34 protein-coding genes are annotated in these 21643 nt (G+C 62.6%); all 34 read right to left on the bottom strand.

Going from position 1 to position 21643, the window contains the following annotated elements; genetic code table 11:
* Nucleotides 1–4: 4 nt before the first annotated feature.
* Nucleotides 5–463: a MarR family winged helix-turn-helix transcriptional regulator gene (locus tag ACQ5ID_RS10915; protein ID WP_429912472.1), complete on the bottom strand. Its 459-nt coding sequence runs from the start codon at nt 461–463 to the stop codon at nt 5–7.
* Nucleotides 460–1614, bottom strand: coding sequence for an Acg family FMN-binding oxidoreductase (locus ACQ5ID_RS10910; RefSeq protein ID WP_429912471.1), 1155 nt, complete (start codon nt 1612–1614; stop codon nt 460–462). Before ACQ5ID_RS10910 ends, ACQ5ID_RS10915 begins: the two co-directional genes overlap by 4 nt.
* A 78-nt stretch (nt 1615–1692) precedes the next feature.
* Nucleotides 1693–2070, bottom strand: a complete 378-nt coding sequence (locus ACQ5ID_RS10905) for a TonB-dependent receptor (protein WP_429912470.1) — start codon at nt 2068–2070, stop codon at nt 1693–1695.
* A gap of 92 nt (nt 2071–2162) precedes the next feature.
* Nucleotides 2163–3470: a replication-associated recombination protein A gene (locus ACQ5ID_RS10900; protein WP_429912469.1), complete on the bottom strand. Its 1308-nt coding sequence runs from the start codon at nt 3468–3470 to the stop codon at nt 2163–2165.
* A gap of 33 nt (nt 3471–3503) precedes the next feature.
* A complete protein-coding gene (locus tag ACQ5ID_RS10895; protein WP_429912468.1) occupies nt 3504–4946 on the bottom strand; it encodes a DegQ family serine endoprotease in 1443 nt (480 codons plus the stop codon).
* 328 nt (nt 4947–5274) lie between these two features.
* Nucleotides 5275–5691: a 50S ribosomal protein L17 gene (rplQ, locus tag ACQ5ID_RS10890; protein ID WP_127565818.1), complete on the bottom strand. Its 417-nt coding sequence runs from the start codon at nt 5689–5691 to the stop codon at nt 5275–5277.
* Between the two features lie 45 nt (nt 5692–5736).
* Nucleotides 5737–6756: a DNA-directed RNA polymerase subunit alpha gene (locus tag ACQ5ID_RS10885; RefSeq protein WP_429912584.1), complete on the bottom strand. Its 1020-nt coding sequence runs from the start codon at nt 6754–6756 to the stop codon at nt 5737–5739.
* Nucleotides 6757–6873: 117 nt separating this feature from the next.
* Nucleotides 6874–7263 (bottom strand): 30S ribosomal protein S11, encoded by a 390-nt coding sequence (rpsK, locus tag ACQ5ID_RS10880; protein WP_127565817.1) that lies wholly within the window; start codon nt 7261–7263, stop codon nt 6874–6876.
* Between the two features lie 12 nt (nt 7264–7275).
* Nucleotides 7276–7644 (bottom strand): 30S ribosomal protein S13, encoded by a 369-nt coding sequence (gene rpsM, locus ACQ5ID_RS10875; RefSeq protein ID WP_429912467.1) that lies wholly within the window; start codon nt 7642–7644, stop codon nt 7276–7278.
* Between the two features lie 212 nt (nt 7645–7856).
* Nucleotides 7857–8420 carry an adenylate kinase gene (locus ACQ5ID_RS10870; protein WP_429912466.1) on the bottom strand — a complete coding sequence of 188 codons (564 nt, stop codon included), beginning with the start codon at nt 8418–8420 and terminating at the stop codon, nt 7857–7859.
* On the bottom strand, nt 8417–9766 hold the full coding sequence (gene secY, locus ACQ5ID_RS10865) for a preprotein translocase subunit SecY (protein ID WP_429912465.1): 1350 nt from the start codon (nt 9764–9766) through the stop codon (nt 8417–8419). Before secY ends, ACQ5ID_RS10870 begins: the two co-directional genes overlap by 4 nt.
* Nucleotides 9767–9854: 88 nt before the next feature.
* On the bottom strand, nt 9855–10331 hold the full coding sequence (gene rplO, locus ACQ5ID_RS10860; RefSeq protein ID WP_429912464.1) for a 50S ribosomal protein L15: 477 nt from the start codon (nt 10329–10331) through the stop codon (nt 9855–9857).
* A gap of 33 nt (nt 10332–10364) precedes the next feature.
* Nucleotides 10365–10556 (bottom strand): 50S ribosomal protein L30, encoded by a 192-nt coding sequence (gene rpmD / locus ACQ5ID_RS10855; protein WP_036512062.1) that lies wholly within the window; start codon nt 10554–10556, stop codon nt 10365–10367.
* A gap of 11 nt (nt 10557–10567) precedes the next feature.
* Nucleotides 10568–11164: a 30S ribosomal protein S5 gene (rpsE, locus tag ACQ5ID_RS10850; RefSeq protein ID WP_371393846.1), complete on the bottom strand. Its 597-nt coding sequence runs from the start codon at nt 11162–11164 to the stop codon at nt 10568–10570.
* Between the two features lie 9 nt (nt 11165–11173).
* Complete coding sequence (rplR, locus tag ACQ5ID_RS10845; protein ID WP_036512057.1) at nt 11174–11536, bottom strand: 50S ribosomal protein L18; 363 nt, start codon at nt 11534–11536, stop codon at nt 11174–11176.
* 14 nt (nt 11537–11550) lie between these two features.
* Nucleotides 11551–12087, bottom strand: coding sequence for a 50S ribosomal protein L6 (rplF, locus tag ACQ5ID_RS10840; protein WP_429912463.1), 537 nt, complete (start codon nt 12085–12087; stop codon nt 11551–11553).
* A 14-nt stretch (nt 12088–12101) separates the two neighbouring features.
* Nucleotides 12102–12500, bottom strand: coding sequence for a 30S ribosomal protein S8 (rpsH, locus tag ACQ5ID_RS10835; RefSeq protein WP_429912462.1), 399 nt, complete (start codon nt 12498–12500; stop codon nt 12102–12104).
* Between the two features lie 13 nt (nt 12501–12513).
* Nucleotides 12514–12819 carry a 30S ribosomal protein S14 gene (rpsN, locus tag ACQ5ID_RS10830; protein ID WP_371393840.1) on the bottom strand — a complete coding sequence of 102 codons (306 nt, stop codon included), beginning with the start codon at nt 12817–12819 and terminating at the stop codon, nt 12514–12516.
* Between the two features lie 51 nt (nt 12820–12870).
* On the bottom strand, nt 12871–13431 hold the full coding sequence (gene rplE / locus ACQ5ID_RS10825; RefSeq protein ID WP_429912461.1) for a 50S ribosomal protein L5: 561 nt from the start codon (nt 13429–13431) through the stop codon (nt 12871–12873).
* Nucleotides 13424–13738: a 50S ribosomal protein L24 gene (gene rplX / locus ACQ5ID_RS10820; RefSeq protein ID WP_371393837.1), complete on the bottom strand. Its 315-nt coding sequence runs from the start codon at nt 13736–13738 to the stop codon at nt 13424–13426. The genes rplE and rplX overlap by 8 nt, the downstream gene beginning before the upstream one ends.
* 2 nt (nt 13739–13740) lie before the next feature.
* On the bottom strand, nt 13741–14109 hold the full coding sequence (rplN, locus tag ACQ5ID_RS10815; protein WP_371393836.1) for a 50S ribosomal protein L14: 369 nt from the start codon (nt 14107–14109) through the stop codon (nt 13741–13743).
* Between the two features lie 46 nt (nt 14110–14155).
* Nucleotides 14156–14392 carry a 30S ribosomal protein S17 gene (gene rpsQ / locus ACQ5ID_RS10810; protein ID WP_127565805.1) on the bottom strand — a complete coding sequence of 79 codons (237 nt, stop codon included), beginning with the start codon at nt 14390–14392 and terminating at the stop codon, nt 14156–14158.
* A gap of 3 nt (nt 14393–14395) precedes the next feature.
* The gene (gene rpmC, locus ACQ5ID_RS10805) at nt 14396–14599 is read right to left on the bottom strand and encodes a 50S ribosomal protein L29 (protein ID WP_127565804.1); all 204 of its coding nucleotides are present in this window, start codon (nt 14597–14599) and stop codon (nt 14396–14398) included.
* 4 nt (nt 14600–14603) lie between these two features.
* Nucleotides 14604–15029 (bottom strand): 50S ribosomal protein L16, encoded by a 426-nt coding sequence (gene rplP / locus ACQ5ID_RS10800; protein WP_127565803.1) that lies wholly within the window; start codon nt 15027–15029, stop codon nt 14604–14606.
* A 27-nt stretch (nt 15030–15056) separates the two neighbouring features.
* Complete coding sequence (gene rpsC, locus ACQ5ID_RS10795) at nt 15057–15761, bottom strand: 30S ribosomal protein S3 (protein ID WP_429912460.1); 705 nt, start codon at nt 15759–15761, stop codon at nt 15057–15059.
* The gene (rplV, locus tag ACQ5ID_RS10790) at nt 15761–16141 is read right to left on the bottom strand and encodes a 50S ribosomal protein L22 (RefSeq protein ID WP_127565801.1); all 381 of its coding nucleotides are present in this window, start codon (nt 16139–16141) and stop codon (nt 15761–15763) included. Before rplV ends, rpsC begins: the two co-directional genes overlap by 1 nt.
* A 4-nt stretch (nt 16142–16145) precedes the next feature.
* On the bottom strand, nt 16146–16424 hold the full coding sequence (rpsS, locus tag ACQ5ID_RS10785; RefSeq protein WP_036512026.1) for a 30S ribosomal protein S19: 279 nt from the start codon (nt 16422–16424) through the stop codon (nt 16146–16148).
* Nucleotides 16425–16441: 17 nt separating this feature from the next.
* Complete coding sequence (rplB, locus tag ACQ5ID_RS10780) at nt 16442–17278, bottom strand: 50S ribosomal protein L2 (RefSeq protein WP_429912459.1); 837 nt, start codon at nt 17276–17278, stop codon at nt 16442–16444.
* 25 nt (nt 17279–17303) lie between these two features.
* On the bottom strand, nt 17304–17597 hold the full coding sequence (locus ACQ5ID_RS10775) for a 50S ribosomal protein L23 (RefSeq protein WP_429912458.1): 294 nt from the start codon (nt 17595–17597) through the stop codon (nt 17304–17306).
* On the bottom strand, nt 17597–18235 hold the full coding sequence (rplD, locus tag ACQ5ID_RS10770; protein ID WP_429912457.1) for a 50S ribosomal protein L4: 639 nt from the start codon (nt 18233–18235) through the stop codon (nt 17597–17599). The genes ACQ5ID_RS10775 and rplD overlap by 1 nt, the downstream gene beginning before the upstream one ends.
* Entirely contained in the window at nt 18232–19032 is an 801-nt protein-coding gene (rplC, locus tag ACQ5ID_RS10765) for a 50S ribosomal protein L3 (protein WP_429912583.1), read from the bottom strand. The genes rplD and rplC overlap by 4 nt, the downstream gene beginning before the upstream one ends.
* A gap of 22 nt (nt 19033–19054) precedes the next feature.
* Nucleotides 19055–19369, bottom strand: coding sequence for a 30S ribosomal protein S10 (rpsJ, locus tag ACQ5ID_RS10760; RefSeq protein WP_371393829.1), 315 nt, complete (start codon nt 19367–19369; stop codon nt 19055–19057).
* Nucleotides 19370–19607: 238 nt separating this feature from the next.
* Nucleotides 19608–20360 (bottom strand): 2OG-Fe(II) oxygenase, encoded by a 753-nt coding sequence (locus ACQ5ID_RS10755; protein ID WP_429912456.1) that lies wholly within the window; start codon nt 20358–20360, stop codon nt 19608–19610.
* A gap of 120 nt (nt 20361–20480) precedes the next feature.
* Nucleotides 20481–21643: elongation factor Tu (gene tuf / locus ACQ5ID_RS10750; protein WP_429912455.1), on the bottom strand; the 1163-nt coding region annotated here is incomplete at its 5' end.

The following is a 21643-nucleotide window of genomic DNA, read 5'->3' as shown; positions in this document are numbered from 1 at the left end:
CCAGTCAGCCTGACCGGGCTGCATCCAGATGTACGCGCAAAGCCTGCAGGTCCGGCAGGAGGCGGGTAAAGAGCTCACCGCCAAGCGCGGCTTCCAGCGCTGCCAGTTCCGGCCCGAGGGCGGCAAGGCAGCGCTGATGCATTGCCCTGCCCGCTTCGGTGATGAACACGCGCTTGGAGCGGCCGTCAGCCGGGTCAGGCTCGATGCGCACCAGAGCGCGCGCCTCAAGGCGCTGCAGCGTATTGGTCATCGCGCCCTTGGTAACCTGAAAGGCGCTGGCCAGCCGCACCGGCGTCCAGCCATCACCCAGCCGGACCATGTGGTTGAGCACGCCGAACTGGGCAAGCTGCAGCCCGTCGGGCATCACTTTCAAAAAGGCATTGCCGGACAGCTGGCCGATGATCGCAATCTCGTTGAGCGCCGCGAAAATCGCTTGCCCTGCCTGTCCGCTATCCTTGCTCAAACGCTCACAATCCTTGTTTCCAGCGGCCAGCGCGGGGTGGGCGCCGTTTGGGGGCCATATCCCACCCGTCCCAGCATTTGCACGGTGCCGCCATCGGGGGCAAGGCGCGCATGCGCCTCCTCATAATGCGCCGCCATCTCGGGAAATTCCTGCAAAGCCTGGCTGAGCGGATGCAGGCCCAGCCCCGACGCGGTAGCGGCCAGGTTCAGACGCAGCCAGTCACGCCCGGCCCTGATCTGCTCTGCACGCGTGTTACCCGGCGAGACCAGCGCGATATGGGCCATGGCCGAGTACGTCAGGCTTTCATAGAGGGTGAGCGTCTGACCGAAAGCAGGTGAGCGCGGATCAGACAGGCTGGCGCGGGTGACCAGCCCGGCCCGGTTCATCAGCTCCATGGCCGCGCCGGACAGCGCAATACCGTCCGGATTCGCCTCTATCTCGGCCCGGCCAATGCGCATCAGCTCGATGCTCTCATTGAGGGCATCGGCCGTGGTCAGCTCTGTCTCCATGGCGCGCCATGTCAGCGCGCGCAGCGCCGCAATGCCCTCCGGGTCAGCCATCACCTCGGTTCGCAGGAGAGGAGCAGCGTGGCCCACCAGATCCGACAATACCTGCGCGCTGACCGGACGGCGGGTGTCAAACACCTCCTTGTTGGAGCGCCTTGAGCTTGCATGCGCAAAAAGCGGGTCTGCCTGCCCGCCCGCCTCCAGACGCACATGGGCGATTGCGCGTCCATCAAGGCGCGGCTGCGGTTCACCTTCCGGAAAAAGCTCGATATGCGCGTAATGGCCCTGCTCTGCCGCCGCCATCCTTAGCAGCTCCAGCATGCAGCCAAAGCCGATGACGATCTGCCGGTCGAACGGATCGGTTTGCGGCAGCCGCCGGGCCAGGTCGCAATGGACCATGATCGTGTCATCGCCCGCGAGCGCGAACAGCCAAGGCTGGCGATTATGCGGATTGGGCGCAAGGATCGCCCAGGCCAGCGCTTCGAGACGCGGCTCGCCAAAACCGCCCCGTGCTGCGTCAGACCACGGGCGCTGGGCCGCCACCGGTTCGCGCGTGGCCACGAAGGCCGCCCCGCCTGCACCGATAGCGGCCAGAGCCGCCGCTGAACCCCCGATAAGCCGTAATACCTGTCTGCGCGATGTCATGGCTCGCCCTTTCGTTTAGCGTTGAACTTTTTAGTTCAACGCTAAACGATTGGCAAGCCGGTTCCGGCTATCGCGTAATCAGGAATCCTTGTGGCGGACCATGAACCAGAACATCAGCGCCATGCTGGCGGTGACGAGTGCGCTGGCAATGCCCAGGATCGGGCCGATCTGCTCTTCAGGCATGATCGCGCCATAGAGCATGTAAAGCCCGATCACCATGATGATGGCGCCGATATGGTGCAGGGCGAACTGGATCAGCGCCAGCAGGCCCTGCGCCAGCCCCCAGACCCGGTAAAGAATGGCGTAAACCGCCGACACCACAAACCCGACCAGAAGGGCGTGCGCGTGGGTTACGTGCTGGGTGTGATCGCCCGATTCGGCCATCACCATGCCGAGCACCATGCCCGCAAGGGCATACACAAGGCCAATAATAATATGGAGTTTCTCGACTTTCATTCCCCTGTCCTCCCCGTGAAATGAAAAGTGGAGGATTCATTACAGAAACAGGGAAGTTCGCAAGAGATTTCGCCTTCGCGATATAGTTGGGGCTACCCCCGCCGCTTCTCCCTCAGCGCACGCCAGCGCGTCAGCCGCTCGGCAATGGCCGCTTCGCGCCCTGAATCCTTCGGTTCATAGAGGCGTGGGCGGTCTTTCATGGCGTCCGGGAAATAGTCCTGACCCGACACGCCGCCCGGCGCATCGTGATCGTATTCATAGCCCTTGCCATAGCCCTGATCCTTCATCAGCCGGGTTGGCGCGTTGAGGATATGGGCGGGCGGCATGAGCGAGCCGGTCTCTCCGGCGAGGCGCTGGGCGCCCTTCCACGCTACATAGACAGCATTGGATTTGGGCGCGCAGGCCAGATGCACCACCGCCTGCGCCAGCGCCAGCTCGCCTTCCGGGCTGCCCAGAAACTCATACGTTTCCTTGGCGGCCAGCGCGGCATGAATGGCGGTCGGGTCGGCAAGGCCGATATCCTCATTGGCCATGCGCACGATGCGCCGGGCCAGAAACAGCGGATCCTCGCCCGCACCCAGCATGCGCGCCAGCCAGTAGAGCGCCGCATCAGGGTCTGAGCCTCTCACCGATTTGTGCAGGGCGGAGATGAGATTGTAGTGCTCCTCGCGGTCCTTGTCATAGACGGGCGCGCGGCGTTGCAGGAACTGGCCCAGCTCCGGCGTGGACAGCGGGGCTTCAAGCTCCAGCCGCAGCACTTCCTCGGCAAGGTTCAGCAGATAGCGCCCGTCCCCGTCCGCCATCGCTATCAGCGCCTCGCGGGCCTCCGGCGACAAGGGCAGTTCATGGCCCTCTGCCGCTTCCGCCCGCTTCAGCAGTAATTCCAGCGCAGCCTCATCCAGACGTTTGAGCACCAGAACCTGACAGCGAGACAGAAGCGCGGCATTCAGCTCAAAGCTGGGATTCTCGGTCGTCGCCCCGACCAGCGTCACCACCCCCTCCTCCACCACGGGCAGGAAGCCATCCTGCTGCGCGCGGTTGAAGCGGTGTATCTCGTCCACGAACAGCAACGTGCCCTTGCCTGCCGCGCGGCGGCCACGCGCCTGCTCGAACGCTTTTTTCAGATCGGCGACACCGGAGAACACCGCAGAGAGCGGGTGAAACTCCAGCCCTGATGCCTCGGCCAGCAGGCGGGCAATGGTAGTCTTGCCGACGCCTGGCGGTCCCCAGAGAATGATCGAGGATAGCCGCCCCTGCGCCAGCATGCGCCCCAGCGGGCTGTCAGGCCCCAGCACATGGTCCTGCCCCACCACCTCGTCCAGCTTTTGCGGACGCAGACGGTCGGCCAGCGGACGCGGAGCGTCGCTTTCAAGGCCGGCGGGTTGAAACAGATCGCTCATCGGGGGCAACATGCCCCCTAAGCGCCCGGGCTGCTAGAGGCGCAATGTACGTGCGATACGTTCCCCGCGCCGTTCAATCTCGACGGGCCATTCGCGCGCATCATCATGGCGCGACAGCTCACGTTCGATCTCTCGCACGCTGCGCACGGCACGCTCGTTGACGCCCAGAATGCGGTCGCCCGGCCGGAAGCCGAAAAACTCCGCCGCAGAACGCCGCTGAACGCGCGTGACGACCAGCCCGTCGGTGAACGGGTCCATCCCGTTGGCCTCATTGAAGGCCGGAGACAGCTCCACCACTTCTGCGCCCTGGAACGGGTTACGGCCTGTGAGCACCACGCGTTCGCCCTCGCGGTCACCGGGAGGTGCTGCGGCGGTGACGGTAAGGTCGCGCTCGCTTCCATTGCGCATCACACGCAAGACGGCCTCATCGCCAATGGCGCGTGTGGCAAAGCGGAAGCGCACCGCCGCCTCGTTATTTACCTCCGCGCCGTCCACCGACAGGATCACATCGCCCTGACGCAGCCTCGCCCGGTCTGCCGGCCCGCCCGGATAGATATCGGCCACCAGCGCGCCGCGCGGCCGGTCAAAGCCCATGGACAGGGCAATATCGCTGGTCACCGGTTGCAGGCGCGCGCCCAGCCATGGGCGCACCAGCTCGCCGCCTTGCGTGGCGGCGTTTACAACGCTGCGCACCATCTCTGCAGGGATTGCAAAGCCAATGCCCTGCGACCCGCCGGAGCGCGAGAATATCGCCGTGTTGATGCCCAGAAGCTCGCCATTCATGTTGACCAGCGCGCCGCCGGAATTACCCGGATTGATGGCGGCATCAGTCTGGACGAAGAAGGCATAGTCGGTAATGCCGACATCGGTGCGGGCAAGCGCCGACACGATGCCAGACGTCACGGTCTGGCCGACGCCAAACGGGTTGCCGATGGCCAGCACCAGATCACCCACTTCCGCCGATCCGGACAGATCGAAAGGCAAAACGGCCAGCGGCTCGTCGGTGACAACGCGGAGCACAGCCAGATCGGTGCGCTCGTCTGCCAGCAGGATTTCCGCTTCCAGCTCGCGCCGGTCATAGAGGACCACGCGCAGCTCCTGCGCGCCGGCCACCACATGGTTGTTGGTAACGATCAGGCCCGCCCCGTCCACGATCACGCCTGAACCAAGCGACTGGACCTCGCGCTGGCGCGGAGACTGGCGGCCAAAGAAGCGCTCGAACATGGGATCGCCCGCAAACGGGTTGCGATCAGCCACCACGCGGCGCGAATACACATTCACCACCGCTGGCGCGGCCTCGCGCACCACTGGCGCAAAGGAAAGCTGCATGTCGCCGCGCGACTGGGGCAAGGTGCGCTCTGTGCTGCCGGCACCGGCCAACGTCTCTTCCTGGCCATTGGCCGGATTAACCGCGATGGCGGCAAGACCAAACGCGGCGATCAGCGCCACACAAATGGCTGGCAGTTTCCAGTTCATGGATGCGTGCTCCCTCACACTGTTCTCCCGACCGATTTAAGGTGTGCGAATGCGGCTGAACAGAGGCTGAAAGTTACAAGTGCGGTAAGGGGGAGGTTCAAGGGCTTAAATGGCCCGGCGCGCAGCGCCGCAAGCGCGATCCCCGATCAAGCCGGGGACAGGCCGCGCGCCCGAGCCTATGCGAGGAGCGACGCACGGATGTGCGGAGCATCAGGAAAAAGACTGGATCCCGACTTTCGTCGGGAAAACGCGGGGTAAATATTGGCCCAGCAAACAAAAAGCCCCGGCGTTTCCACCGGGGCCTTTTTTGTCTGGTCTGGCGTGAAGCCTATTCCTCGCCAGCGAACTCTTCGGCGCGGGCGCGGTCGACAGCGCCCTTGGCGTCCACATCGCGGTCAACCAGCTCGATAACGGCCATCGGCGCGTTGTCGCCATGGCGGAAGCCGGCTTTGAGAACGCGGGTATAGCCGCCATTACGCTCGCCATAGCGCGGGCCGAGCGTGGCAAACAGCTTGGACACCTGGTCCTTGTTGCGAATCTGCGCAATCGCCTGACGGCGGGCGTGCAGATCACCCTTTTTGGCCAGCGTGATGAGCTTGTCCATGATGGGCTTGAGCTCTTTGGCTTTCGGCAGGGTCGTAACGATCTGCTCGTGCTCAATCAGCGAAGCCGCCATATTGGCGAACATGGCGCGCCGGTGGGACGCGGTGCGGTTGAGCTTGCGATATCCATTCCCGTGACGCATGGGATGTCTCCTTCACTCCGGGCAAGGCGCCTCGCGGCGGCCTGCCTAGATCTGATCCTCGAATTTCTTTGCCAGGTCCTCGATATTCTCCGGCGGCCAGTTGGGCGCCTCCATACCGAGGTGCAGCCCCATCTGGGCCAGCACTTCCTTGATCTCATTGAGCGACTTACGGCCGAAGTTCGGCGTGCGGAGCATTTCCGATTCCGACTTCTGGATCAGGTCGCCAATGTAGACGATATTGTCGTTCTTCAGGCAGTTCGCCGAGCGCACAGACAGCTCCAGCTCGTCCACCTTTTTGAGGAGGGCCGGGTTGAAGTCGAGCGACGGCGCATCGTCTTCCGGACCACGGGCCTCGGAAGGCTCCTCGAAGTTCACGAAAATCTGGAACTGGTCCTGCAGGATGCGCGCAGCATAAGCCACCGCGTCTTCCGGCGTGACAGCGCCATTGGTCTCGATGTCGAGGATGAGCTTGTCATAGTCGAGCACCTGGCCTTCGCGGGTGTTTTCCACGCGGTAGGCGACCCGCTTGACCGGGCTGTAGAGCGCATCAACGGCGATATAGCCGATGGGCGCATCTTCCGGACGGTTGCGCTCGGCCGGGACATAGCCCTTGCCGGTATTGACCGTCAGGACGAAACGCACGCTCGCGCCTTCATCCAGGGTGCAGATCACGTGATCGCGGTTGATGACCTCGATATCTGCCGTTTCCTCGATATCGCCAGCCGTCACCTCGCCGGGGCCGCTCTTGCGCAGCACCACGCGGCGCGGGCCTTCGCCATGCATGCGCAGGGCAACCTGCTTCAGGTTCAGCACGATGTCGGTGACGTCTTCACGCACGCCGGGGATGGACGAGAACTCGTGGAGCACGCCGTCGATCTGCACAGCCGTCACGGCCGCGCCCTGAAGCGAGGACAGCAGCACGCGGCGCAGCGCATTGCCCAGCGTCATGCCGAAACCGCGCTCGAGCGGCTCGGCAACGATCTTGGCGTTGCGCGCAGCGTCGTGGCCAGCCTGAACGACGGGCTTCATCGGGCGGATAAGTTCCTGCCAGTTCTTCTCGATCACGGAACGTCCCTTCAAGCGAAAGGCGCGCCCGGTATCAGACCGATTGCCTGATGCCAGCGCGCGACACATTAAACTGTACCGGAGCCGCAGCGAGAGACGCGCGGCTCCGGTGATAAACTAGACGCGGCGGCGCTTCGGCGGGCGGCAGCCATTGTGCGGGATCGGCGTCACGTCATGGATCGTCGTGATCGTGAACCCGACAGACTGCAGCGCGCGCAGAGCCGACTCGCGGCCCGAACCGGGGCCAGACACCTTGACTTCAAGGGTCTTCACGCCGTGTTCCTGCGCCTTGCGGCCAGCATCTTCGGCAGCCATCTGGGCGGCATAAGGGGTCGACTTGCGCGAACCTTTAAAGCCCATCGTGCCAGCCGATGACCAGGAAATCGCATTCCCTTGCGCGTCAGCGATGGTGATCATCGTGTTGTTGAAGCTGGCATTCACGTGCGCCACGCCGGACGTGATATTCTTGCGCTCGCGGCGGCGTACGCGTGTCGGTTCCTTGGCCATTGCGCCTGGTCCTTACTTCTTCTTGCCGGCAATCGGCTTGGCCGGACCTTTGCGGGTCCTGGCATTGGTGTGGGTACGCTGACCACGCACGGGCAGGCCGCGGCGGTGGCGCAGGCCGCGATAGCAGCCAAGGTCCATGAGACGCTTGACGTTTACAGCGGTCTCGCGGCGCAGGTCACCTTCGACCATATAGCCAGCATCAATCGTTTCGCGGATCTGAAGCACTTCAGCATCGGTAAGCTGGTTAACCCGTTTTTCAGACGGAATGCCTACCTTCTCACAGATCTCCCGCGCCATGGCCGGGCCGATACCGTGAATATAGCGAAGCGCGATCGTTACGCGCTTGTTCGTCGGAATGTTGACGCCTGCTATGCGGGCCACAACGCTACTCCCTGTTCAATATGCCGCGCGCAAAAGGAACCGACACGTACAGGGCGCGACACACATTGCGCGCGCCATGCCTCGTGGCCGGCCCCTCAGAGCGAAGGGCGCTTCTTATAGTGCCGATGCCATACCCGTCAACCGGGCTTTAGCGCCGTCACTCCACAAAACTCACTCCCCCGCGCACATGCCTTGCGGCGTGCGAACGGGCCTTATGCATCCAGCGCCGCATTGATGCGGGCCGAAACCTCATCCATCGAGCCCATTCCATCCACATCCACCAGCTTGTTCTGGCCGGTATAGAAGGGAATCAGAGGGGCTGTCTGGTCGTTATAAGCCTTCAGGCGGACCTTGAAGGCATCAACCGTGTCGTCCGCGCGGCCTTCTTCGCCAGCGCGCTTTTCCACCCGCGCGACCAGCTCGTCCTGGTCGACCACAAGGCGGACAACTTTCGCAATCGGGCTGCTGCGTTCAGCCAGCAGCCTGTCGAGTGCTTCAGCCTGGGGAACCGTGCGCGGGAAGCCATCAAAAATGGCTCCGCCAGCCGCTTCAGCTTCCGGCAGGCGTTCGGCAATCAGCGCGATCACGATCTCGTCGGAGACCAGCTCGCCGCGATCCATGATCCCGGCCACGCGATTGCCCAGCTCGGTACCGGCCTTGCGCGCATCACGCAGCATGTCGCCAGTGGAAAGCTGTACCCAGCCGCGCGTCTCAACGAGGCGCTTGGCTTGCGTTCCCTTGCCTGCGCCGGGCGGCCCGAACAGGATGATGTTCATCGCTTGCGGCCCCTCAGCTTCGTCTTCTTGATCAGCCCTTCATACTGGTGGGCCAGCAGGTGGGACTGGATCTGGGAGACGGTGTCGAGCGTCACCGACACGACGATGAGCAGGGCCGTACCGCCGATATAGAACGGAATGTCCAGCTCGGCGCGCAACACTTCAGGCAGCACACACACAAAGGTGAGATAGGCCGCGCCGATCACGGTCAGGCGCGTCAGCACGAAGTCGATATACTCCGCCGTGCGCTTGCCGGGCCGGATGCCGGGCAGGAAGCCGCCATACTTCTTCAGATTGTCCGCCGTGTCCTCCGGATTGAAGACGATGGAGGTGTAGAAGAAGGTGAAGAAGACGATCATCGCGCCGTAGAAGATGATGAAGAGCGGCTGGCCAGGACCCAGCAGCGCCGTCATCGTGCGCAGCCATTCCGGGCCGGTATCGGCCGAGAAGCCTGCAATGGTCGCGGGCAGCAGCAGGAGCGAGGAGGCGAAGATCGCCGGGATCACGCCAGCCGTGTTCAGCTTGAGCGGCAGGAAGCTGGATTCCCCGCCCATCATGCGGTTGCCGACCTGTCGCTTGGGATACTGCACCAGCAATCGCCGCTGCGCTCGCTCCATGAAGACGACAAACACCAGCACCGCGATAATGCCAAGGATCATCGCTATGATGAGGCCGGCAGAGAGATTGCCCGTGCGGCCTTGCTCCAGCGTCTGGAACAGCGCACGCGGCATTTCCGCGATAATACCGGCGAAGATGATGAGCGAGATACCATTGCCCACGCCGCGCGCGGTGATCTGTTCGCCCAGCCACAGCAGCATCATCGTGCCGCCCACGAGCGAGACAACAGCCGTGATGCGGAAGAACCAGCCCGGATCAATCGCGATGGTGGCACCCGTCGTCGGGTCCGGATTTTCCATCGATACGGCGATCGCAAACGCCTGCAGCGCGGCCAGCACCACGGTCAGATAGCGCGAATACTGGTTGATCTGCTTGCGGCCCTGCTCGCCGCCCTCTTTTTTCAGGCGCTCAAGGCTCGGCACGGTGGCGGCCATGAGCTGCATGATGATCGAGGCAGAGATATACGGCATCACGTTGAGGGCGAAGATCGCCATACGCTCAACCGCGCCGCCGGAGAACATGTTGAAGACGCCCAGAATGCCCTGCTGCTGCTGCTGGAAGGCGCCGGCAAACACGTCCGGATCAATGCCCGGCATGGGGATATAGGTGCCCACGCGGTAGATGATCAGCACGAACAACGTAAAGAGGAGCCGCTTTTGCAGCTCCTTGGCGCGGGCAAACGCGCCGAAATTCATGTTAGCGGCAAGTTGTTCTGCGGCAGATGCCATGGACTGGTCTCGCTCCCTTGCGGCCCCGGTCAGGCCAGGACGGAATTGGACGGCTCAACCCATTTGGGGAGCCGTCCAGTAAACCGCATCAGGCTTCGCTGTCTTTGGGTGCCGGCAGGGTGATGGACCCGCCCGCTTTCTCAACCGCGGCGATGGCAGGCTTGGATGCGCCCGCCGCCGTGATGGAGAGTTTGGCCTTGAACGCGCCGCCGCCAATGATGCGTACGCCGTCCTTGGCGCGGCGGATGACACCGGCCTTGATCAGCGCGTCGGCATCGACCGTCGCCTTGGCGTCCAGCTTGCCCGCATCAATCGCCTTTTGCAGGCGGCCGAGCGTGACTTCGGCAAACTTTGCACGGTTCGGCTTGGTGAAGCCGCGCTTGGGCAGGCGCTGGTGAAGCGGCATCTGACCGCCTTCAAAGCCCTTGATCGCAACGCCGGAGCGCGATTTCTGACCCTTGACGCCACGGCCGCCGGTCTTGCCCTTGCCCGAGCCGATGCCGCGACCCACGCGGGTGCGTTCTTTCACCGCGCCGGGATTATCCCGCAGTTCGTTCAGACGCATGACTATTCTCCTTATCAAGGACGCGAACGGTTGTTAGCCGCGCTCCTCGACGATTTCTACAAGGTGGGCGACCTTGGCGATCATGCCGCGCACAGACGGCGTATCCTCAAGCTCGCGCTGTTTGCCGATACGCCCCAGGCCGAGCCCGGTCAGCGTCTGCAGCTGGTCTTTGGGGCGGCGGATATGGCTGCCCGTCTGACGCACGATGACTGTTTTCTTGGCCATGGCCGGTATTCCTAGCTCTGGCTGTCGACGGCTTCGGGTGCGCTGGCACCGTCATTCCGGCGGTTGACGATGTCAGCCACTTTCAGGCCGCGCTTGGAAGCAACCGTACGCGGGCTGTTCTGGCCTTTGAGCGCGTCGAACGTGGCGCGGATCATGTTGTAGGGGTTGGACGAGCCGACCGACTTGGCCACCACGTCCTGAACACCCAGGCTTTCCAGCACGGCGCGCATAGGGCCGCCTGCGATGATACCGGTGCCCGGAGGCGCCGCACGCAGCGTCACCTTGCCCGCACCCCAGCGGCCGTCTGCATCGTGATGCAGGGTCCGGCCCTCGCGCAGCGGGATGCGCACCATGGTTTTCTTGGCCTCTTCGGTGGCCTTGCGGATGGCTTCCGGCACTTCGCGCGCCTTGCCCTGTCCGAAGCCGACACGGCCCTTCTGGTCGCCGACCACTGCGAGCGCGGCAAACTGGAAGTTCCGGCCGCCCTTCACCGTCTTGGCAACGCGGTTGATGTGGACGAGCTTGTCGACGAGTTCGCTTTCCGGCTCCTCGTCGCGGCGGCGGCGGTCGCGTCCGCCCCGGCCTTCGCGTTGGTCTTCCCGAGCCATGGCGCTCTCCTAGAAGTTCAGGCCGCCCTCGCGGGCAGCATCTGCGAGCGCCTTGATGCGCCCATGATAAATGTAACCGCCGCGATCAAACACGACATCGGTAAGGCCCTTGGCCTTGGCGCGCTCGGCGACGAGCTTGCCGACAGCGGCAGCCGCCTCGACATTCGCGCCAGCCGGCTTGCCGCCGCGCACATCGGCTTCGAGGGTCGAAGCTGCTGCGAGCGTGGCGCCGTTGGAGTCGTCGATGATCTGGGCGTAGATATGCTTGGACGAGCGGAAGACCGACAGGCGCGGACGGCCGCCCGAGAACTTGGCAAGCCGCGAGCGCGTACGCTGCGCGCGGCGTTGCATCTTTTCGCGAGACGATTTCATGACCTGACGGTTCCCTACTTCTTCTTGCCTTCTTTCCGGCGCACGTATTCGCCGGCAAGACGGATGCCTTTGCCCTTGTAGGGCTCTGGCGGACGATACTTGCGGATCTCGGCAGCGGTCTGACCGACTTCCTGCTTGTTGGCGCCCTCGATCTTGATCTCGGTAGGCTTGGGAGCCGTGATCGTGATGCCGGGACGCGGCGTGTAGATCACTTCATGGCTGAAGCCAAGCGAGAGCTTGAGGTCGCGGCCCTGCAAGGCGGCGCGGTAACCGACGCCGACCAGTTCGAGGTTCTGTTCGAAGCCTTCCGAAACGCCCTTCACCATGCTGGCGATATTGGCGCGCGTCGTGCCCCACATGGCACGGGCACGGGTGGACTCGTCCGCCGGCTTTACAACCAGCGACTTGTCTTCGGCTTCACTAATGGTGACCAGGTTGGACACCACGAGCGACAACTCGCCCTTGGGTCCCTTCACCTTCACCGTATCATTGGCAACGGTCGCGCTCACTCCGCTAGGAAGGCCGACCGGCAATTTGCCCAGACGTGACATGGATCATGCCTCCCTTAGCTGATGTGGCAGAGAATCTCGCCGCCGACATTCTGGGCGCGGGCAGACGCATCGCTCATCACACCGCGCGGCGTGGAAACGATGGCAATCCCGAGCCCGTTCTGAACGAGCGGAAGATCCCTGGCCTTGGAGTATTCGCGGCGGCCCGGCTTGGAAACGCGCTTGATCTCGGAGATCACCGGCGCGCCTTCATAGTATTTCAGTTCGATTTCGAACTGCTTGAAGCCGTCAGCATCCAGCGACTCTGAATAGCCGCGGATATAGCCTTCTTCCAGCAGAACATCGAGCACACGCTGGCGCAGCTTCGACGCGGGCGTCACCACACTGGTGCGCCGGCGCATGAGCGCGTTGCGGATGCGGGTGAGCATGTCACCGAGCGGATCGATCATCGACATTGGCTTGCCCTCCCTACCAGCTCGACTTGACCAGGCCCGGAATCAGGCCGTGGCTACCCAGTTCGCGAAGCGCGATACGGGACATTTTCAGCTTGCGGTAGTAACCGCGCGGACGGCCCGAAACCTTGCACCGGTTGCGGATGCGGGTCGGGGCCGAGTTGCGCGGAAGGGCAGCCAGCTTCAGCTGGGCTGCAAACCGCTCTTCGACGGGCAGCGACGTGTCGCGCGCGACAGCCTTCAGTGCCTGACGCTTGGCCAGGTACTTTGCGGCCAGACGCTCGACGCGGGCATTACGCTCGGTTGCGCTCTTCTTAGCCATTCAATTCATCTCCTGCGTGCGGACCCGGGATGGGCCTGCGTTCCTGCTGCGTCAGTTCGCGAACGGAAAGTCGAACTCGGCCAGCAGGGCCTTCGCTTCTTCATTGTTACGTGCGGTGGTGCAGACAACGATGTCCATGCCACGCACTTTTTCGACCTTGTCGTAGTCGATCTCGGGAAACACGATGTGCTCTTTCATGCCCATCGCGTAATTGCCGTTGCCATCAAAGCTCTTGCCATTGAGGCCGCGGAAGTCGCGGACGCGCGGCAGGGCGATGGTGACGAGGCGGTCGAGAAACTCGTACATGCGGTCCTGGCGCAAAGTCACCTTCGCGCCGATCAGCTGGCCTTCACGCAGCTTGAAGCCCGCGATGGACTTCGTGGCACGCGTGGCGACCGGCTTCTGACCGGCAATCGCTTCCAGGTCAGCCAGAGCCCCCTGGAGCTTCTTGGAGTCCTGTGCAGCTTCGCCGACGCCCATATTGATGACAATCTTGTCAAGGCGGGGGATCTGCATGTCGTTCGTGTAGCCGAACTTTTCCTTCAGACGCGCGCGAATTTCCTCGCGGTAGCGCGTCTTCATGCGCGGCTCATATGTCGCGGTCTCAGCCATTGATGACCTCACCAGATTTCTTCGCAACCCGGACCTTCTTGCCATCACGCACCTCGAAGCCGACACGGGTCGCTTCGCCGGATTTGGGATCAGCAAGAGCCACGTTGGACACGTGGATCGGGGCTTCTTTTTCCTCGATACCGCCAGGCGTGGTCTGGGTCGGGCGGTTATGGCGCTTGACCATATTCACGCCGCCCACGAACACGCGGTTCTCTGACGGAACCACCTTGGTGACTTCCCCGGTCTTGCCCTTGTCGCGGCCAGCCAGGATGACGACCTTGTCGCCCTTCTTGATCTTCGCAGCCATGACTACAGCACCTCCGGCGCCAGCGAGATGATCTTCATGTGGTTCTTCGCCCGCAGCTCACGCGGAACCGGGCCGAAGATACGCGTGCCGAGTGGCTCCATATTATTGTTCAGGAGCACAGCGGCATTGGTGTCGAACCGGATGACGGAACCGTCGCGGCGTTTGATGTCGCGCGCGGTGCGCACGACAACGGCCTTGCGCACTTCACCTTTTTTCACCCGTCCCTTGGGCGTGGCTTCCTTGACCGAGACGACAATGATGTCGCCCACGCCGGCATAACGGCGCTTGGCTCCGCCCAGCACCTTGATGCACTGCACGCGGCGGGCCCCGGAATTGTCGGCCACGTCCAGATTGGATTGCATCTGGATCATCGTGATCCTCCGTTAGAACTAGGAAACGATCCTCTCCAGACCCGGCTTACGCCTGGTCGGAGACGACCTCCCACCGCTTCAGCTTCGATTTGGGCGCACATTCCTGGATCTGGACTGTGTCGCCGACTTTCTTGGCGTTGGCCTCGTCATGGGCATGATAGTTTTTCGAACGCCGCACCGTCTTGCGAAGAAGCGGGTGCAGGAATGTGCGCTCCACCTTCACGACAACGGTCTTGGCCTGCTTGTCGCTGACCACGACGCCTTGCAATACGCGCTTCGGCATCGCCTAGCTCCCTTGCTTTTCGATCTGGCGCCGGCGCATGTCGGTCTTCAGGCGGGCAATGTCCTTGCGCACCTTGGAGAACCGCGCCGTGTTTTCCAGCTGGCCCGTGGCCTGTTGGAAGCGCAGGTTAAATTGCTCTTTTTTCAGCTTCAGGAGATTGTCCTGGAGCTGGTCATCGGTCATGGCGCGTACGTCTTGCATTTCCATCGCGCTACTCAGCTCCCTGCTCGCCCGGACGGGTTACGACACGGGTCTTGATCGGCAGCTTGGCGGCGCCAAGGCGCAGCGCTTCACGCGCTACCGCATCCGGCACACCGTCGATCTCAAACATGATGCGGCCGGGCTTCACGCGGGCCACCCAGTATTCCGGCGAACCCTTACCTTTACCCATCCGCACTTCGGTCGGCTTTTTCGACACCGGAACATCCGGGAAAATGCGGATCCAGACGCGGCCGGCCCGTTTCATGTGACGGGTGATCGCGCGGCGGGTGGCCTCGATCTGGCGCGCCGTGACGCGCTCAGGCTCGACTGCTTTCAGCCCGTACGAGCCGAAATTGAGCGTAAAGCCGCCCTTTGCGTTTCCGTGGATACGGCCCTTGTGGGCCTTCCGGAATTTTGTGCGCTTCGGTTGAAGCATCTTTCAAACTCCCTCTTGGCCCTGGGCTTAGGCGTTCTGGCGGGCCGAACGGGTCCGCTGCTCGCCGGTTTCCTGCATACGGCGCTCGGACGCCATCGGGTCGTGCTCCATGATCTCGCCTTTGTAGATCCAGACCTTGATCCCGATGATACCCATCGCGGTTTTCGCCTCAGCAAAGCCGTAATCGATATCGGCACGCAGCGTGTGCAGCGGCACCGAGCCTTCATTGTACTGTTCCGAACGCGCGATCTCCGCGCCGCCCAGACGGCCGGCACAGATGATCTTGCAGCCGAGCGCGCCCATGCGCATGGCAGACTGCATGGAGCGCTTCATCGCACGGCGGAACGCCACACGGCGCTCCAGCTGCTGGGCGATGCTGTCGGCAACCAGGTTGGCGTCCGTCTCGGGCTTGCGCACTTCAACCAGGTTCAGGAACACTTCCGCGTCCGTCATCTTGGCGACTTCGCGGCGCAGCTTCTCGATATCGGCACCCTTTTTACCGATCACCACACCCGGACGGGCCGTGTAGATGGTGATGCGGCATTTCTTGTGCGGGCGCTCGATGATGATTTTCGAGATCGAGGCGGCTTTCAGCTTTTCCTGAAGGAATTTGCGGATCTTCAGATCCTCGTGGAGGAGCGTTGCATACTCTTCCCCGCGCGCATACCAGCGCGACTCCCAGGTGCGGTTGATGCCGAGGCGCAGGCCGATCGGATTAATCTTCTGTCCCATTACGCGGCCTCCTCGACTTCGCGAACGACGATCGTCAGCTCGGAGAACGGCTTGAGAATCTTCGCACCCCGGCCGCGTGCGCGGGCCCGGAAACGCTTCATCACAAGGTTCTTGCCGACATAGGCTTCCGACACGACAAGGCTGTCGATGTCGAGGCCGTGATTGTTCTCGGCGTTGGCGATGGCCGATTCCAGAACCTTCTTAACGTCAGCGGCTGCACGCTTGCGCGAGAACGCCAGATCGTTCAGCGCGCGCTCGACCTTCTTGCCGCGGATCATCGCAGCAACCAGGTTCAGCTTTTGCGGGCTGATGCGGATCATCCGCAGCTTGGCGCGCGCTTCGTTCTCAGCCACGCGGCGGGGATTGGTTTCCTTGCCCATCGCGCTACTTCCTCTTGGCTTTCTTGTCCGCCGCGTGACCGTAATAGGTCCGCGAAGGCGCAAACTCGCCGAGCTTGTGGCCGACCATGTCCTCGGACACCAGAACCGGAACGAACTTGTTCCCGTTGTGGACCTGGAAGGTCAGGCCGACAAATTGCGGCATGATGGTCGAGCGGCGCGACCAGGTTTTGATAGCCTGCTTGCGCCCGGCTTCGTGGGCGGCATCGGCTTTCTTCAGGAGGTATCCGTCTACAAACGGACCTTTCCATACAGAACGGGGCATGACGGTCGGTCGCTCCCTTAGCGTTTCTTGCGCTCGTGGCGCGAACGGATGATGAATTTATCGGTCGCCTTGTTACGGCGGGTCTTGCGGCCTTTGGTCGGCTTGCCCCACGGGGTCACCGGGTGACGGCCACCAGAGGTACGGCCCTCACCACCACCATGGGGGTGATCGACCGGGTTCATGGCAACACCGCGCACGGACGGGCGCTTGCCCATGTGACGCTTGCGGCCAGCCTTGCCCAGATTGATGTTGAGGTGGTCGGAGTTCGACACCGCACCAATCGTGGCCATGCAGTTCTCGTTGACCTTGCGCAGCTCGCCGCTCATCAGGCGAACCTGGGCGTAGCCGGCTTCACGGCCGACCAGCTGGGCATAGGCACCGGCCGAACGGGCGATCTGGCCACCTTTTTCCGGCTTCATCTCCACATTGTGGATGATGGTTCCCACCGGAATGGTTTTCAGCGGCATGGCGTTGCCCGGCTTCACATCAGCCTTGGCGCTGGCGACCACGCGGTCACCGGCGGCCAGGCGCTGCGGTGCCAGAATATAGGCCAGCTCGCCATCCTCATACTTGATGAGGGCGATGAACGCCGTGCGGTTGGGATCATACTCAAGCCGTTCGACCGTGGCGGGCACGTCGAACTTGCGGCGCTTGAAGTCGATCATGCGGTAAAGCTTCTTGGCTCCACCACCGCGGCGGCGGGCGGTGATCCGCCCGGTATTGTTACGCCCGCCCGTACGGCGCAGGCCCTCGACCAGCGTCTTTTCCGGCTTGCCGGCGTGCAGCTCGGACCGGTCCACCAGCACAAGAGCGCGGCGGCCAGGCGAGGTCGGCTTGAATGTCTTCAGCGCCATGGTTCAAACTCCTTCAAGCGCGCGCCTAGAGGCCCGTGCTCACGTCGATGGAATGGCCCTCTTCCAGGGTCACCACCGCCTTCTTGATATCGTCGCGACGGCCTTCAAGGCCCCGGAAGCGCTTGGTCTTGCCCTTCTGGCGCAGTGTGTTGACCGCTTTCACCTTGACCTTGAAGAGCGCTTCAACGGCCTCGGTGATGTCTTTCTTCGTCGCGGCCAGAGGAACCTTGAACACAACCTTGTTCTCTTCAGAGAGCAGGGTCGCCTTCTCGGTGATCACCGGCGCGATAATCGTGTCATAGTGCTTGGGCGAGGCCATTACGCACTCTCCTTGGCGGCAAAGCGCTCATTGATCTTCTCGATCGCCGACTTGGTGAGCACCAGCGTGTCGCGGCGCAGCACGTCATAGACGTTGAGACCTTGCGCGGGCAGCACATCCACGTGCGGGATGTTGCGCGCGGCAAGCGCGAAGTTCTCGTCCAGCGTCTCACCATCGATGATGAGCGCATTGGTCAGGCCAAGCTTGGCGAACGATGCCTTCAGGGCTGCCGTCTTCGGCTTGTCCAGACGCGCCTCGTCCAGAACGATCAGCGAGGACGAACCCGCCTTCGAAGACAAGGCGTGCTTCAGGGCCAGAGCGCGGACCTTCTTGGGAAGCTCGGTCGCGTGGCTGCGCACTTTCGGGCCGTGCGCCTTGCCGCCGCCGACAAAGATCGGGGCGCGGCGCGAACCGTGACGGGCCGAACCGCCGCCCTTCTGGCGGCCGAACTTCTTGCCCGTGCGGGCAATTTCAGCGCGTTCCTTGGCGCGGTGCGTACCGGCCTGGCGCAGGGAAAGCTGCCACTTCACAGCACGCTGCAGGAGGTCGGCGCGCACTTCGCCAATGGCGAAGATGTCGTCGCTGAGCTCAACCGAGCCTGCCTTGCCGGCATCAAGGGTGATTACATCGAGTTTCATGACTTGGCGTCCTCTTCACCCGCCGCGTCCACTGCTGGTGCGTCGGCAACCGGCGCGCCTTCAGCAACCATTTCAGCTTCTTCAGAGCCGGGCTCGGGATTGTCGACCGGCTTGGGCTCATCACCCATGCGGAACTTGCCCGGATAGGCGAGGCCCTCGACACCGGCGCCTTTGACAGCGTCACGGATCTCGACCCAGCTATCGGCAGAGCCCGGAACCGCGCCGCGCACCAGAACCAGGCCACGCTCCACGTCCACGCGAACCACTTCGAGGTTCTGGATCGTTACGCGTTCCTGGCCGAGATGGCCGGCCATTTTCTTGCCTTTGAACACCTTGCCCGGATCCTGACGCTGACCGGTAGAACCGTGCGAGCGGTGCGAGACGGACACGCCGTGCGTGGCCCGGAGACCACCGAAATTCCAGCGCTTCATCGCACCGGCAAAACCCTTACCGATGGTCAGGGCGGCAACATCCACCTTCTGGCCTTCGACAAAATGGTCAGCCGTAATCTCGGCACCGGCATCAATGAGATTGCTCTCGCTGACGCGGAACTCGGCCAGCTTGCGCTTGGGCTCCACGGCAGCCTTGGCAAAGTGACCGCGCTCGGCTTTCGTAGCGCGCTTTACCTTGGCTTTGCCGGCACCCAGCTGCAGCGCGGTGTAGCCGTCACGATCATTGGTACGCTGGGCAACGACCTGGACACCATCAAGGTGCAGCACCGTCACCGGAATATGCGAGCCGTCCTCGGCGAAGATGCGCGTCATGCCCATCTTCTTCGCGATAACGCCCGTGCGCAGGTTTTGGGCCTGGCTCATTGGCTTAAGCTCCCAGCTTGATCTCGACATCCACGCCAGCCGAGAGGTCGAGCTTCATCAGCGCGTCCACGGTCTGCGGGGTCGGGTCGACGATGTCGAGAACACGCTTGTGCGTGCGGATCTCGAACTGTTCGCGTGATTTCTTGTCGATGTGCGGGGACCGCAGCACCGTAAAACGCTCAATACGCGTAGGCAGCGGGATCGGCCCGCGCACGTTTGCGCCTGTGCGCTTCGCCGTCGAGACGATCTCGCGCGTGGACGTATCCAGCACGCGGTGATCAAACGCCTTCAGGCGGATTCGGATGTTCGTTTGTGCCATCGCTCCGGTCCCAACATACGCAGACGCCGCGTCAGGGACTCACTCGCCCGCCGCAGCATTCGCGTAACAAATTTTATTCGCTTCAAAAGCCGCGTTTACCCGGACAGGGCACAGCCAGCTCGCTAGAGGGCGGGTTGATACTCTGGCCAAACCCTCCCGTCAACATCTGCGCACAACAATCACAAGCCATTATGCACCTGCGCGCACTGCTTTGTGACCGCGCCGGTATGGCAGGTGCTCAGCCCCCTACCGGATCGTCACGGAACCAGCCCGTGATCTGATAGCGCCCGGTGCCGGCGAACGGCGATACAGGGCTGACCGAATGCATCATCCGGCCGTCAAAAATCGACAGCACATTGAAGCGGGGCACGAAGGCGCGGCTAATGTCCAGATTGTCATCGAAAAAGGTCAGCAGACCTCCCCAATCCGGTTCCCATTTGCGTGTCAGACCAATCGTGTAGGCGGCCCGGCGCTCCAGGTCGTGCCCTTCATCGGTATGGCGCGTCAGGAAGTTGCCCCGCGCGTACAGCGTCGCCTGTGCGTCTGCCTTTGTAATCGTGTCGGCGCCGATAACGGCGCGGCCGAACTCCAGAAACTCTGGCGAGTTCAGAAACTCCGTAACCTGATGGATAGGATGGCCCGGATCCCAGCCGGAAATATAGGCCTGGATCATCGGATAGGCCTGATAGAGATAGCCATAATTGTTCTGCGCGCGCTGCATGACCGCCTGCATCCGCTCAGCCATGGCCTGGCGCCCCATCGACGCGATGTCCTCCTGACTGAGAATGGCAACATTCTCGCGCCCGCCAGGCGTGGGTTCAGGAAAGACCAGGCGCCATTTCAGATGGCGTGCGAGCAATTGCTCGATGGCGTCAGCCGTCTCCGGCGCGAACACATCGGGGATTCTCACAAGCTTGTCGCGCGCATAGGCCGGCGCGAATGCGGCCGGGTCCAGGCCGGGATTCACCCGCAGTTCAACTTCGTTCGCCATGGGGGTCTCCAACGCGGATGGCCATGAGTGACCGCACTCTAGCTGCCCGCGCGCAAAGAAAAAGGGCAGCTGCGCATCGCAGCTGCCCTTCTGGCAACACAGATGTGATCGCCGAACCTCTTAATCGAGGATTTTGGATACGACGCCGGCGCCGACGGTGCGTCCGCCTTCACGGATGGCGAAGCGCAGCTTCTCTTCCATCGCGATCGGCTGGATCAGGTCGACCGTCACTTCCACATTATCGCCCGGCATCACCATCTCGGTACCCTCTTTAAGGGTCACGATCCCGGTCACGTCCGTCGTGCGGAAGTAGAATTGCGGGCGGTAATTGGTGAAGAACGGCGTGTGACGCCCGCCCTCTTCCTTCGTCAGGATATAGGCTTCCGCCTCGAACTTCTTGTGCGGCTTCACAGAACCGGGCTTGGCCAGAACCTGACCACGCTCGATACCGTCACGCTCCACACCGCGCAGCAGCGCGCCCACATTGTCGCCCGCCTGACCCTGGTCAAGCAGCTTGCGGAACATCTCCACGCCCGTGCACGTCGTCTTCGACGTGTCGCGGATACCCACGATCTCGATCTCGTCACCCACTTTCAGGATGCCGCGCTCGATACGCCCCGTCACCACCGTGCCGCGGCCAGAGATCGAGAACACGTCCTCGATCGGCATCAGGAACGGCATGTCGATCGGGCGTTCCGGCGTCGGGATATACTCGTCCACAGCCGCCATCAGCTCACGGATCTTGTTCTCGCCGATCTCAGGGTTGTTACCCTCCATCGCGGCCAGAGCCGAACCGGCAATGATCGGAATATCGTCGCCCGGGAAGTCGTACGAGCTCAGAAGCTCGCGGATTTCCATCTCGACCAGTTCGAGCAGCTCAGGATCGTCAACCTGATCAACCTTGTTCATGAACACGACCAGAGCCGGCACACCAACCTGACGGGCCAGCAGGATGTGCTCGCGCGTCTGCGGCATCGGGCCGTCAGCCGCGTTCACCACCAGGATCGCGCCGTCCATCTGCGCCGCGCCCGTGATCATGTTCTTCACATAGTCAGCGTGGCCAGGGCAGTCCACGTGCGCGTAGTGACGGTTATCCGTCTCATACTCGACGTGGGCCGTCGAAATCGTGATCCCGCGAGCCTTCTCTTCGGGCGCACCATCAATCTGGTCATACGCACGAAACTCGCCGAAATACTTCGTAATCGCCGCCGTCAGCGTCGTCTTGCCGTGGTCAACGTGACCAATCGTGCCAACGTTCACATGCGGCTTGTTACGCTCAAACT

Origin of the sequence: Glycocaulis sp. (genome assembly GCF_050485565.1) — a bacterium.
Classification (GTDB): Bacteria; Pseudomonadota; Alphaproteobacteria; order Caulobacterales; family Maricaulaceae; genus Glycocaulis.
Note: the sequence above shows the minus strand (reverse complement) of the source record. Positions and strands in the feature narration are given on the sequence as shown.

Coding starts and splice junctions, on each gene's coding strand:
- ACQ5ID_RS10910 (WP_429912471.1), bottom strand. CDS start 1,614: ATGACATCGCGCAGACAGGTATTACGGCTTATCGGGGGTTCAGCGGCG.
- ACQ5ID_RS10905 (WP_429912470.1), bottom strand. CDS start 2,070: ATGAAAGTCGAGAAACTCCATATTATTATTGGCCTTGTGTATGCCCTT.
- ACQ5ID_RS10900 (WP_429912469.1), bottom strand. CDS start 3,470: ATGAGCGATCTGTTTCAACCCGCCGGCCTTGAAAGCGACGCTCCGCGT.
- ACQ5ID_RS10895 (WP_429912468.1), bottom strand. CDS start 4,946: ATGAACTGGAAACTGCCAGCCATTTGTGTGGCGCTGATCGCCGCGTTT.
- rplQ (WP_127565818.1), bottom strand. CDS start 5,691: ATGCGTCACGGGAATGGATATCGCAAGCTCAACCGCACCGCGTCCCAC.
- rpsK (WP_127565817.1), bottom strand. CDS start 7,263: ATGGCCAAGGAACCGACACGCGTACGCCGCCGCGAGCGCAAGAATATC.
- ACQ5ID_RS10870 (WP_429912466.1), bottom strand. CDS start 8,420: ATGAACATCATCCTGTTCGGGCCGCCCGGCGCAGGCAAGGGAACGCAA.
- secY (WP_429912465.1), bottom strand. CDS start 9,766: ATGGCATCTGCCGCAGAACAACTTGCCGCTAACATGAATTTCGGCGCG.
- rplO (WP_429912464.1), bottom strand. CDS start 10,331: ATGCGTCTGAACGAACTGCGGGATAATCCCGGCGCGGTGAAAGAACGC.
- rpmD (WP_036512062.1), bottom strand. CDS start 10,556: ATGGCCAAGAAAACAGTCATCGTGCGTCAGACGGGCAGCCATATCCGC.
- rpsE (WP_371393846.1), bottom strand. CDS start 11,164: ATGGCTCGGGAAGACCAACGCGAAGGCCGGGGCGGACGCGACCGCCGC.
- rplR (WP_036512057.1), bottom strand. CDS start 11,536: ATGAAATCGTCTCGCGAAAAGATGCAACGCCGCGCGCAGCGTACGCGC.
- rplF (WP_429912463.1), bottom strand. CDS start 12,087: ATGTCACGTCTGGGCAAATTGCCGGTCGGCCTTCCTAGCGGAGTGAGC.
- rpsH (WP_429912462.1), bottom strand. CDS start 12,500: ATGTCGATGATCGATCCGCTCGGTGACATGCTCACCCGCATCCGCAAC.
- rpsN (WP_371393840.1), bottom strand. CDS start 12,819: ATGGCTAAGAAGAGCGCAACCGAGCGTAATGCCCGCGTCGAGCGTCTG.
- rplE (WP_429912461.1), bottom strand. CDS start 13,431: ATGGCTGAGACCGCGACATATGAGCCGCGCATGAAGACGCGCTACCGC.
- rplX (WP_371393837.1), bottom strand. CDS start 13,738: ATGGCTGCGAAGATCAAGAAGGGCGACAAGGTCGTCATCCTGGCTGGC.
- rplN (WP_371393836.1), bottom strand. CDS start 14,109: ATGATCCAGATGCAATCCAATCTGGACGTGGCCGACAATTCCGGGGCC.
- rpsQ (WP_127565805.1), bottom strand. CDS start 14,392: ATGCCGAAGCGCGTATTGCAAGGCGTCGTGGTCAGCGACAAGCAGGCC.
- rpmC (WP_127565804.1), bottom strand. CDS start 14,599: ATGGAAATGCAAGACGTACGCGCCATGACCGATGACCAGCTCCAGGAC.
- rplP (WP_127565803.1), bottom strand. CDS start 15,029: ATGCTTCAACCGAAGCGCACAAAATTCCGGAAGGCCCACAAGGGCCGT.
- rpsC (WP_429912460.1), bottom strand. CDS start 15,761: ATGGGACAGAAGATTAATCCGATCGGCCTGCGCCTCGGCATCAACCGC.
- rplV (WP_127565801.1), bottom strand. CDS start 16,141: ATGGGCAAGGAAACCAATCCCCGCCGCGTGGCTGAGAACGAAGCGCGC.
- rpsS (WP_036512026.1), bottom strand. CDS start 16,424: ATGCCCCGTTCTGTATGGAAAGGTCCGTTTGTAGACGGATACCTCCTG.
- rplB (WP_429912459.1), bottom strand. CDS start 17,278: ATGGCGCTGAAGACATTCAAGCCGACCTCGCCTGGCCGCCGCGCTCTT.
- ACQ5ID_RS10775 (WP_429912458.1), bottom strand. CDS start 17,597: ATGGCCTCGCCCAAGCACTATGACACGATTATCGCGCCGGTGATCACC.
- rplD (WP_429912457.1), bottom strand. CDS start 18,235: ATGAAACTCGATGTAATCACCCTTGATGCCGGCAAGGCAGGCTCGGTT.
- rpsJ (WP_371393829.1), bottom strand. CDS start 19,369: ATGGCACAAACGAACATCCGAATCCGCCTGAAGGCGTTTGATCACCGC.
- ACQ5ID_RS10755 (WP_429912456.1), bottom strand. CDS start 20,360: ATGGCGAACGAAGTTGAACTGCGGGTGAATCCCGGCCTGGACCCGGCC.